8 protein-coding genes and 3 pseudogenes are annotated in these 10,383 nt (G+C 75.4%); 8 read left to right on the forward strand and 3 right to left on the reverse strand.

Going from position 1 to position 10,383, the window contains the following annotated elements:
* The 6 genes and pseudogenes from BJF83_RS23820 to BJF83_RS23840 form a co-directional block, all read left to right on the forward strand.
* Positions 1 to 457: pseudogene (locus BJF83_RS23820) on the forward strand (hypothetical protein); the annotation flags it as partial.
* Positions 458 to 695: 238 nt separating this feature from the next.
* Positions 696 to 1,667: a polyprenyl synthetase family protein gene (locus BJF83_RS23825; RefSeq protein WP_075928081.1), complete on the forward strand. Its 972-nt coding sequence runs from the start codon at positions 696 to 698 to the stop codon at positions 1,665 to 1,667.
* Positions 1,668 to 1,678: 11 nt separating this feature from the next.
* Positions 1,679 to 1,852 carry a hypothetical protein gene (locus BJF83_RS27700; protein ID WP_158070445.1) on the forward strand — a complete coding sequence of 58 codons (174 nt, stop codon included), beginning with the start codon at positions 1,679 to 1,681 and terminating at the stop codon, positions 1,850 to 1,852.
* An 81-nt stretch (positions 1,853 to 1,933) separates the two neighbouring features.
* Positions 1,934 to 3,453, forward strand: a pseudogene (gene crtI, locus BJF83_RS23830) (phytoene desaturase family protein).
* Positions 3,450 to 4,391 (forward strand): phytoene/squalene synthase family protein, encoded by a 942-nt coding sequence (locus BJF83_RS23835; protein ID WP_075928085.1) that lies wholly within the window; start codon positions 3,450 to 3,452, stop codon positions 4,389 to 4,391. The pseudogene crtI and the gene BJF83_RS23835 overlap by 4 nt, the downstream one beginning before the upstream one ends.
* A gap of 48 nt (positions 4,392 to 4,439) precedes the next feature.
* Positions 4,440 to 5,444, forward strand: coding sequence for a DUF5914 domain-containing protein (locus BJF83_RS23840; RefSeq protein WP_075928082.1), 1,005 nt, complete (start codon positions 4,440 to 4,442; stop codon positions 5,442 to 5,444).
* On the opposite strand, the pseudogene BJF83_RS23845 reads toward BJF83_RS23840, so the two are convergent.
* Positions 5,408 to 6,984: pseudogene (locus tag BJF83_RS23845) on the reverse strand (FAD-dependent oxidoreductase). The gene BJF83_RS23840 and the pseudogene BJF83_RS23845 sit on opposite strands and share 37 nt — an antisense overlap.
* Positions 6,981 to 7,742, reverse strand: coding sequence for a class I SAM-dependent methyltransferase (locus tag BJF83_RS23850; protein ID WP_394329380.1), 762 nt, complete (start codon positions 7,740 to 7,742; stop codon positions 6,981 to 6,983). Before BJF83_RS23850 ends, BJF83_RS23845 begins: the two are co-directional and overlap by 4 nt.
* Positions 7,743 to 7,765: 23 nt before the next feature.
* Between BJF83_RS23850 and BJF83_RS23855 the strand changes: the two genes are divergently transcribed.
* Both BJF83_RS23855 and BJF83_RS23860 read left to right on the forward strand, forming a co-directional pair.
* Positions 7,766 to 8,956: a lycopene cyclase family protein gene (locus BJF83_RS23855; RefSeq protein ID WP_075928083.1), complete on the forward strand. Its 1,191-nt coding sequence runs from the start codon at positions 7,766 to 7,768 to the stop codon at positions 8,954 to 8,956.
* A gap of 104 nt (positions 8,957 to 9,060) precedes the next feature.
* Positions 9,061 to 9,825, forward strand: a complete 765-nt coding sequence (locus BJF83_RS23860) for an enoyl-CoA hydratase/isomerase family protein (protein ID WP_075928084.1) — start codon at positions 9,061 to 9,063, stop codon at positions 9,823 to 9,825.
* Between the two features lie 167 nt (positions 9,826 to 9,992).
* Here the strand turns inward: BJF83_RS23860 and BJF83_RS23865 are convergent.
* Positions 9,993 to 10,383 (reverse strand): ATP-binding domain-containing protein (locus BJF83_RS23865; RefSeq protein WP_394329381.1); only part of this gene is annotated, 391 nt, incomplete at its 5' end.

The following is a 10,383-nucleotide window of genomic DNA, read 5'->3' on the forward strand; positions in this document are numbered from 1 at the left end:
GCCGACGACCGCGCTCGACCCGGGCGAGGTGGCCGTCGACGAGGACTCCGGCGACAACTGGCCGACCCAGTACGCGGACCTTCCCCTCGCCCGACTGGAACGCTGGCACGCCAGGCGCGGCCCCGAGCCCGCCCGCGTGGACGTCGTCGACGCGCGCGCCGCCGTCCGGGCCGAACGCGCCGAACTCCAACGGGTCCGCGAGGAACGCGACCGCTACCACACCGAGGTGCAGGACCTGCGCCGCGACGTCGCCCGCCTGGACCGGCCCTGGCTCGACACCGACCCGGACGAGCCCGTCGCGGCGGAGCCGCCCCGGCGTCGCCGCATTTGGGCGCCGGTTCTCCTGCTGGTGATCGCACTGGGGGCCGGTCTGGAGGCGGGCGCGCGTTCGGGCGTGGGCGTGGTCGACCTCCTCACCCTGGCGTGGGGACTGCTCCCGTTCGGCGGAACGCCGTGAGGGGCTCGCCGCCGTCCCGGCCGGGGAGACTCGCCGACGGTCGGCGGCAGCGTGAAACGAGGGGGCCGTGCTCGTAGCCTCGTACCAGGTTCGCGGACTCCACCGCACCGTCGGTTCCACGGGCAGGGCGCGAGTCGTCCCGCCGCCGGGACCGGAGCGCGGCGAGCCGGACGGACCGTCGCCTCGCGGCCGGCGGCGAGCGGTCAGCGAGCGTCACCCGAACTCCCGGGAGGATCGAATGACGACGCCGCGAACGACGGTACGGCCGCACCAGGCCCGCGAACCGGACGGGACGACGCCTCCCACGGCGTCCTCGGACGGCGGCCTGCGCGAGGCCGTCACCCGGCACCTGCTGGAGTTCCTGTCCCGGCGCGGCGGCGACGTCGAGCAGATGGACGGGGACTTCGCCGACGAGGTCTTCGACCGCCTGACCAGGTTCGTCCTGGCCGGGGGCAAGAGGACGCGACCGGCCTTCGCCTGGTGGGGGTGGCGTGCCTCCGGCGGGGCCTCCCGCGGTCCCCGGGCGACCGCCGCGCTGCGTGCGGGATCGGCACTGGAACTCGTGCAGGCGTTCGCCCTGGTCCAGGACGACGTGATGGACCAGTCCCCGCTGCGCCGGGGCAGGCCCGCACTGCACGTGGACCTCGCCCAGGTCCACCGCTGCGGCGGGTGGCGGGGCGATCCCCTCCGCTACGGCGACAGCGCCGCGCTGCTCGCCGCCGACCTCGCCCTGGTCTGGGCCGAGGACATGTTCACCGAGGCGCTGGCGGGCGCGCCCGCGGCACTGCAACGGGCCCGGCCCGTCTGGCGTTCCATGCAGGTCGAGATGGTGGTCGGCCAGTTCCTCGACCTGCGGGCCCAGGCGTGCGCCGATGAGACCGAGTCGACCCCGACCCGGATCAACCGGCTCAAGACGGCCTCCTACAGCGTCGAACGCCCGCTGCACCTGGGCGCGCGGATCGCCGGCGCGACGGAGGCGGTCACCCGGGGTCTGCGCGCGTACGGCGCGGCGGTCGGCGCCGCCTACCAGCTGCGCGACGACCTGTTGGACCTGTACGGCGAGCCCGCGCGCACGGGCAAGACGGTCGGCGGCGACCTGCGCCAGGGCAAACGCACCCTGCTCGTGACCCTCGGCCTGCGGTCGGCGCGCGAGAGCGGCGACCAGGACGCGGTGCGCACGCTGACGTCGCGGTCGGCGACGCGGGCCTGACCGACGCCGACGTGGCCGTCGTGCGCGACCTGCTCACGGACCTCGGCGCCAGGGACGCCGTGGAACGACGCCTGCGCGGACTCGTGGAGGAGGGGACCCGCGCCATCACGGAGGCGCCGATCACCTCCGAGGCGCGTGGGGAGCTGCGTCGCAGGGCGCAGGCCGTGATCACCCGCGCGGGTTGAGACGGTCCGTGGACCCGAACGGCCCACGGCGCCGTGCACACGGCGCCCTCGGAGGAGCGAGACACCTTGGGGAGTGAGTTCGTGAGGGCACGCGGACGCGGATGGCGCACGGTGACCGGACCCACCGACCACGTCGTCGTCGTGGGAGCCGGGGTGTCCGGTCTGTCGGCCGCCCTGCACCTGCTGGGGGCGGGACGGTCCGTGACGGTCGTCGAACGCGACGGGCACCCCGGAGGGCGCGCCGGCCGCGACGACGCGGACGGGTTCCTCATGGACACCGGGCCCACCGTGCTGACCATGCCGGACCTGATCGAGGAGGCCCTGTCTGCGGTGGGCGACTCACTCGGCCGCAGACTGGACCTGGTCCGGCTCGACCCCGCCTACCGCGCCCGGTTCGCCGACGGCACCTCCATCGACGTGCACACCGACCCGGAGGCGATGGCCGCGGAGATCGGCGCCAAGGTCGGCGCGCGCGACGCCCGGGGCTACCTGCGGCTGCGGGACTGGCTCAGCCGTCTGTACCGGGTCCAGATGCGCGCGTTCATCGACGCCAACCACGACTCGCCGCTGCGGCTGCTCACCCCCGAACTCGCCCGGCTCGCCGCACTGGGCGGCTTCGGGCGCCTCGGCCCGGCCGTCGAGCGGTACGTCGCCGACGAGCGGCTGCGACGGATCTTCACCTTCCAGGCCCTGTACGCCGGAGTCACGCCCCAGCGGGCCCTGGCCGCCTACGCCGTGATCGCCTACATGGACACGGTCGCGGGCGTGTACTTCCCCAAGGGGGGCATGCGGGCGCTGGGCGACGCGCTCGCCGACGCCGTGGTCGACGCCGGAGGCGACCTCCGCTACGGCCAGGACGTGCGCGCACTGGAGCGCCGCGGCGACCGGATCACCGCGGTCCGCACCGCGGACGGCTCGCGCCTGGCCTGCGACGCGGTGGTGCTCACCCCGGACCTGCCGATGGCCTACCGGCTGCTGGGGCGCACCCCCTGGCGGCCGGCGCCGCTGCGCTTCTCGCCCTCGGCCGTGGTCCTGCACGCCGGCGTCGACCGCGCGTGGGCCGGGACCCACCACCACACCCTGTCGTTCGGCGCCGAGTGGGAGCGGACCTTCGACCAGATCTGCGACGCGGAACGACCATGAGCGACCCCTCCCTGCTCATCACCTGTCCCACGGTCACCGACCCCGGTTTGGCGCCCCCCGGCCACCAGCTCCTGTACGTCCTCGCTCCCTGCCCCAACCTGCGCACCGGCCGGATCGACTGGGAGCGCGAGGCCGACCGGTACCGCGACAGCCTCGTCCAGACGGTGGAGAAGCGGGGTTTGGACGGGTTCGGCTCGGCGATCGTCACCGAGCGGCTGACCACCCCGCTGGACTGGTCGCGCCGGGGCATGGCCTTCGGCACCCCGTTCTCGGTCGCGCACACCCTCGCCCAGACCGGGCCGTTCCGTCCGCGCAACCTCGTGTCCGCGGCGAGCAACGCGGTTCTGGCCGGATGCGGCACCACGCCCGGCGTCGGACTGCCCACCGCACTGGTGTCCGGGAAGCTGGCGGCGGCCCGGATCACGGGCCGGACCGCCTCCGGCGGGGGGACGCGCTGATGGGCGCCGCCGCCGAACTGGACGCCGCGGGCATCACCGGATGCGCCCTGCGTCGGGACTACGCGGTCAGCCGCGCGCTGCACGCCCGGCACGGACGCACCTACTACCTGGCCACGCGGGTGCTCCCGCCCGCACGCAGGCCGGCCGTGCACGCCCTGTACGGATTCGCCCGCTGGGTGGACGACCTCGTGGACGAACCCGCGCCGGGGCGGACCCCCGAACGGACCGCCGGGCTCCTGGACGGCGTCGAACGCGACCTCGGCCTGGCCTTGGCCGGCGGGAACGCCCGGTCCCCGCAGGTGCGCGCCCTGGCCGACACCGCCCGCCGCCACGCGATCCCCGGAGAGTACTTCACCGCGTTCATGGCCTCGATGCGCGCGGACCTGACCGTCACCGACTACGCCGACTACGCCGAACTCAGCGGTTACATGTACGGCTCGGCGGCCGTGATCGGCCTACAGGTGCTTCCCGTCCTGGGGACCGTCGTCCCCCGGTCCGAGGCCGAACCGCGCGCCGCGGCGCTGGGGGTCGCCTTCCAGTTGACCAACTTCCTGCGCGACGTCGCCGAGGACCTCGACCGGGACCGGGTCTACCTGCCCGCCGACGTCCTGGCCCGCCACGGCGTGGACCGCGAACTCCTGCGGAGCTGCCGACGCCGTCGCGGCCAGGACCGCCGCGTGCGCGGGGCCCTCGCGGAACTGGTGGACCTCAACCGCGCCGTCTACCGCGAGGCCGAACCGGGGTGCGCGATGCTCTCCCCGGTCGCGCGCCCGTGCGTGGAGACGGCACTGCGCCTGTACCGCGGCATCCTCGACCGGATCGAGGAGGCCGACTTCGACGTGTGGTCCCGGCGGCACCGGGTCCCCCGCGTCCACCGCGCGCGCGTGGCCGCGCCCGCGCTCGCCCGAGCCCTGGCGGCGCGCGCCCGCACCGGCTGACCGCGCGGCGAGCCCCAGCCCGTCCCGACGACCCCGAGGATGCCACCCATGCCGCAGCACCTTCCCGAACCCGGACGGTCTCCCCTGCGCCGCCTGCCCGCGACGCGCTGGAGCCGTCAGGCGCCCACCTGGCGTGAGGCGTCCCCGGCCGTGATCGGCGCCGCGCTCAAGCGCGCGCTGGCGCGCCCCTCGGGCAACTGGTACGTGTTCGCCGCCAGCGAGGAGGTCCGCCGGGACCGCCCCCTGGGGCGCGTGGTCGCGGGCGCCGAGATCGTCGCCTGGCGCGGCCCCGGGGGAGGCCTGCACGCGGCCCCCGGAGCCTGCCCGCACCTGGGAGCACCGCTGTGCCGGGGCGCCGTCGACACCGGACGGCTGGTGTGCCGCTGGCACGGTCTGGCCCTGGGTCCCGAGGGCTTCCCGGGCTGGCGGCCCTACCCCTGCCACGACGACGGCGTGCTGGCCTGGGTCCGCCTGGACGACGTCGGCGGCGAGGAGCCGCTGCCCCGGCCCGTGCTCCCCGAGCGCCCGGACGCGCGGACCGCGCTCACCACCGTGCAGACCCTCGTCGGGCGCTGCGATCCCGAGGACGTGGTGGCCAACCGACTCGACCCCTGGCACGGATCGTGGTTCCACCCCTACGCCTTCGTGGGCCTGCGCGTCACCGAGACCGCGCCCGACGGCGCGCCCGACCCCGACCGGATGGTCGCCGAACTGTCGTTCAAGGTGGCCGGGCGGTGGGGGGTGCCCGTGCGGGCCGCGTTCTCCTGCCCGGAGCCGCGCACCGTGGTCATGCGCATCATCGAGGGCGAGGGCGAGGGAAGCGTCGTGGAGACCCACGCCACACCGCTCGGCGTGCGCGACGGCGTCCCCCGCACCGCGGTCGTCGAGGCGACCGTCGCCTCCTCCGAACGCGCCGGATTCCGGCTCGCCACCCGCGCGGCCCCGCTGGCGCGGCCCCTCATGCGGGCCGTGGCCCGGCGGCTGTGGCGCGACGACATCGCCTACGCGGAGCGGCGCTACGCCCTGCGCGCGTCCGGGCGCTGGCCCGGCTGACCCTCCGAGCGCGCCCAGCGGGCCAGCGCCCGCAGCGGCGCCCACCGCCCGCGCCGGGGCACGCTCCAGAGCGGGTGCCCCGGCAGCCCCCAGCGGCCGAGCAGCGCGTTGGCGGCCAGCAGGCCGCTGGTCGCGGCGCGCTCCATGAGGGCCACGGGCAGGTCCACGCGGACGTGGTCGCCCGCCACGACCAGCCAGGGGTCGGGCGTGGCCGGGGTCAACCGGCGCTCGTACCCGCCCGGAGGGAAGAGGGCGCAGTCCGCGCGCGTCTCGTGCCGTTGGTCGACGACGGTCGCGTGCGCGGTCTCCGGGAAGACGCGGTGCAGTTGCGCGACCAGCCGCTTGCGCTCCACGTGCTCGTCGCAGGTCTCGGGCAGCGCGTAGGCGTGCAGCTCCACGACCGAACCCCCGCGCCCGCGCGCCCACCGGGCGGCCTCGTCCTCGAAGCGCTCCAGCACGCTGACGTTGTCCAGGGTGGGGAAGCCGGCGGTCCCCAGGAAGGCGGGGCGGTCCGGGCGGACCGGCCGGTCCAGCCACAGCCGGCTGACGAGGAAGGGCGGGGCGCTCGGCAGCGCCAGGGCCCGCCGCCGCCAGTCCCCCGTGCCCGGCCACGCGGAACCGGCGACCAGGTCGCGCAGGCCGGGCACGTCCGTGGCGAGGACGACGGCGTCGAACTCCTCGGCCGACCGGCCCCGCGCGTGCACGGCGAAGCGGCGCCGCTCGCCCGCGGCCAGACGGGACACCGGCGTCGCCAGGCGTTCGCTCACCCCGTGCCGCGCGAGGTAGGCCGACCAGGGACGCCAGATCGCCTGGGGGAAGGGCGCGTTGGCCACGTCGAACAGCAGACCCTCGCTGGAACCGAGGAAGTAGAGGTGGAACATGACGGCGAGCTCGGCCGCCGAGAGCCGGGCGGGGTCGGCGAAGAAACTGCGCGAGAACACCTCGAACGCCAGGTGCCTGGCCGCCGCGGGGAAGCGGATCGCGTCCAGGAACGCGGGCGCGTCGCGGTGGTCGAGCCTGGTGTAGACACCCGGGACGTCCACGTCCAGCAGTTGCAGCGCGGCCGCGACGTTGACCCCGGCCAGCTCGCCGACGGGGAAGCTCGGGCTGCGCGCCGCCAGCGCGAACGCGTTCAGCGGGGGCGACGACGGAAGCCCGGTGAACCGGTCGCGGGCGCCCCGCGCGTGGACGAGCGGGTAGTCGCGCACGGGGCTGAGCATGCCAAGGTCCGGGTCCAGCCGCGCCAGCAGCGCCCGCAGGTTGTAGTACTGGCGGAAGAAGGCGTGGAAGCCTCGGCTCATCGTCGCCGCGCTGCCGTCGGCCAGGGCGACCGGCCACCCCCGCAGCGTCCGCCCAGGCCGGGCTCGCGTTCGAACACCGTGGTCCGCACACCCCGCTCCGCCAGGGCGGTCGCCGCGGCCAGCCCGGCGATGCCCCCTCCCACGACCGCGGCGCACGGGGCGGTCGCGGCGGCGGGGACGGCCCGCGCCGGGGCGGGGGCGATCACCTCGGCGCGGGGATCGGCGGGCGCCCAGGTCATGAGGCGCCGCCCGCGGGCACCCTGCCCAGGAACGTGTGCGTGATGCCCCGCTGCCAGCCCGGCAGCGGCAGGGCGCGCACGTTCTCCAGCCCGGCCCGGTCCATGCGGCGGCGCAGACCGCGCACGCCGTCGAAGCGCAGGACGCTGCGCCACAGGTAGCGGTAGAGATCGGACCGGCCGGTGACCAGCCGTCCCAGCGGGATGACGATCCCCCAGCAGACGGCCGTCCACACCGCGCGCGCGAGCGGCGAGTCCGCGACGGAGTACTCGTGCAGGACCATCCGGCCCCCCGGCCGCAGCAGGCCGCCCATCCTCCTCAGCGCGGCCCCGGTGTCGGGGCAGTTGCGCACGAGGTAGGCGGCGAACACCGCGTCGGCCGGACCGCCCAGACGGTCCGCGGACAATTCCTCCACACGCGCGTGCACGAAATGGACATTCTTCTTCCATTTCTTCGCGCGCGCCCGGGACAGCATTCCCTCGGAGGCGTCCACGCCGATGATCCGCGCACGGGGGAAAAGGCGCGCCAACGCCGCGGTCGACGCTCCGGTCCCGCATCCCAGATCGAGCACGAGCAGACCCTCGCCGCGGCGCGGCAGGCCCAGTCTGCGCGCCGAGATCCGCAGGTGGCGGTGGTATCCCGGGTTGGCCGCGACCAGGGCGTCATAGGACGCCGCCGCCCGGTCGAACTCGTCCGTGACAGCACCGGCCCCCATGTCGAGAACTGACCGGGCCATGATCCCCCAGGCGTCGAATCGCATCCGTTTCTGACATGCTAACCGCCATGCGGGAATTCGATCTGATCATCGTGGGCGCCGGCGCGGCCGGACTCACACTGGCGCACTCCGCAGCCGGGGCCGCCCTGCCCGGGACCGGCGTCCCGCGGATCGCCCTGGTCGAACCGCCGGCGGGGCCCGCGCGCCCGCCGGAGCGGACGTGGTGCTTCTGGGAACGCGGCCCGGGGCCGTGGGACGACGCCCTGGCCGCCCGGTGGGACACGCTGTCCGTCGTCGCCCCCTCGGGCCAGCGGTACGAACAGGCGATCAGTCCGCTGTCCTACAAGATGCTCCGGTCCCGGGACTTCGACGCCCACGTCCGCGCGCGCCTGGGGCCGCACGTCCACCCGTGCACGGCCACGGTCACCGCGATCGAGGACGGCGCCGAGCGCGCGACCGTGCACGCGTCGCGGCCCGACGGAGCCCCCGTGCGCCTGAGCGCACCGCACGTCTTCGACTCCCGCCCCCGGTCGGCGCCGCCCGCCCGCACCACGCTGCTCCAGCACTTCCGCGGCTGGTTCGTGCGCACCGAGCGCGACGCCTTCGCCCCCGCGACGGCGTCGCTGATGGACCTGCGCACCCCGCGTCCGCGCACCGGCGTCTCGTTCGGCTACGTGCTCCCGACGTCCGCACGCGAGGCCCTGGTGGAGTACACCGAGTTCAACCGCCAGGCCCTGGACGCCGACGGCTACGAGAGCGCCCTGCGCCGGTACTGCGAGGAGGTGCTCGGACTGGGCCGCTACACGGTCGCGGCCCGCGAACAGGGCGTCATCCCCATGACGGACGGGCGGTTCCGCACACGCGCGGGGCGGCGCGTGTACCGGCTGGGGGCGGCGGCGGGCGCGATCCGGCCCTCCACCGGGTACGCGTTCAGCGGCATCCAGCGCCAGGTGGCCTCGGTGGTGCGCTCGCTCGAACGGGGGCGGGCGCCCGTGCCGCCGGTCCCGCACCGGCGGCGGCACCTGGCCATGGACTCCGTCCTCCTGCACGGTCTGGACTCCGGACGCCTGGACGGCGCGGAGTTCTTCGCCCGCCTCTTCGCGCGCAACGACACGCGCGACGTCCTGGACTTCCTCGACGGCGGGTCGACGCTGCGGCGGGAACTGGCCCTGGGCGCGACCACCCCCGTCGCGGCGATGTCGGCCGCCCTCCTCGCCCGCGCCCTCGCGGGACTGCGCCCGCCGCGCCGGTCCCCGTGACCCCAGCCGGGGACGGCCGCACCGCCCCGGCCGCGCTCGGGAACGCTTCCCCCGGTAGTCTCGTCGCCGTCCGCCCCACCCGGCACCGAAGGCGAGAGGCACGCATGTCCAAGGAGCTGTCCGTGCGCGTCGACGGCCACGTCGGCGTTCTGGAGATCCGTCGCCCGCCCGACAACCACTTCTCCCTCGACGTGCTCACCGGGCTCGCCGACGCCTCGGAGAACCTGGCCGCCGACGGGTGCCGCGCCCTCGTGTGGTGCTCGGAGGGCAAGAACTTCTGCGCGGGGATGGACTTCGCTCGGGACGGGGTCGGCCAAAGCCCCGTCCACACGCTCAGCGCCCTCTACAGCCAGGCGCTGCGCCTGTACGCGGTGCCGGTCCCGGTGGTCGCGGCGGTCCAGGGCGCGGCGGTGGGCGGCGGGCTCGGCCTGGCCTGCGCCGCGGACTTCCGGGTGGCCTCGCCCGCCACGCGGTTCCACGCCAACTTCGGGCTGCTCGGCCTGCACCAGGGCTTCGGGCTGAGCGTCTCCCTGCCGCGCGCCGTGGGCGCGCAGAAGGCCGCCGAGATGCTCTACACCGCCGACCGGGTCACTGGCCAGAGCGCGCACGCGGCGGGCCTGGCCGACCGCCTGGTCGAGGACGGCCGGGTGCGGGAGGGCGCGCTGGAGTGGGCCCACCGGATCGCCTCCCGCGCTCCGCTGGCGCTGCGTTCGATGAAGGCCACCGTGCGCGCCGACCTGCTGGCCGCGCTGCCCGCCGCCCTGGACCGCGAGATCGTCGAACAGACCCGTCTGATGGCCACGCGGGACCACGAGGCCGGGGTCACCTCCTCCCTGGCCCGGAGCACACCGGCGTTCACCGGTCGGTGACGGCGCTCGCCGTGCGGGGCGGCTCCCGTCCGGCGCGGCCGGGTCACTCGGCTGCCTTTGGGCCGTGCCCGCCGCTCCTCACCGCGCTCGGGTGGGAACCCGGTTGATAATGCCGCGTGTCACACGCGCTTTGTGGTCTACAGCGGTTTCCTTCCTCCCACAGGAGGCTACGGCCGGGGCCGGTACAGCTCGCGGGGCACAGCGTCCAGGTGCGCGGGAGGGCGGTCGCCCGCGAACCCCAGTCGCAGCTCGTGCCGGGCCCTGGTGGTCAGGACGTAATACATCATCGTCTGGTCGGGGTCCGCCGGATCGGCGGTGTCGCGATGGCAGTCGGGGACGAAGACCGTGTCGAACTCCAGTCCCTTCACGCTGGCGCGGGTCACCAGGTGCACACCGGGCCGGTCCGGATCGATGTCTCGGTACCGGCCCTGCCCGGACCCGACATAGGCCTGTACGGGGACCTTGGCCCGTTCAAACACCTCCAGCAGTCGCATCTGGAGTTCGCGGTACCGGACGACCACACCGATCGTGCGGTTCGGATGGAGGCGGACGTGCTCG

The organism is Nocardiopsis sp. CNR-923, from assembly GCF_001942255.1.
Taxonomy (GTDB): Bacteria; Actinomycetota; Actinomycetes; order Streptosporangiales; family Streptosporangiaceae; genus Nocardiopsis.

What these genes read in the sequence shown, in the direction of transcription:
- BJF83_RS23850 (WP_394329380.1), bottom strand. Translation starts at nt 7,742, where the DNA reads ATGCGATTCGACGCCTGGGGGATCATGGCCCGGTCAGTTCTCGACATG.
- BJF83_RS23840 (WP_075928082.1), top strand. Translation starts at nt 4,440, where the DNA reads ATGCCGCAGCACCTTCCCGAACCCGGACGGTCTCCCCTGCGCCGCCTG.
- BJF83_RS23860 (WP_075928084.1), top strand. Translation starts at nt 9,061, where the DNA reads ATGTCCAAGGAGCTGTCCGTGCGCGTCGACGGCCACGTCGGCGTTCTG.
- BJF83_RS23855 (WP_075928083.1), top strand. Translation starts at nt 7,766, where the DNA reads ATGCGGGAATTCGATCTGATCATCGTGGGCGCCGGCGCGGCCGGACTC.
- BJF83_RS23825 (WP_075928081.1), top strand. Translation starts at nt 696, where the DNA reads ATGACGACGCCGCGAACGACGGTACGGCCGCACCAGGCCCGCGAACCG.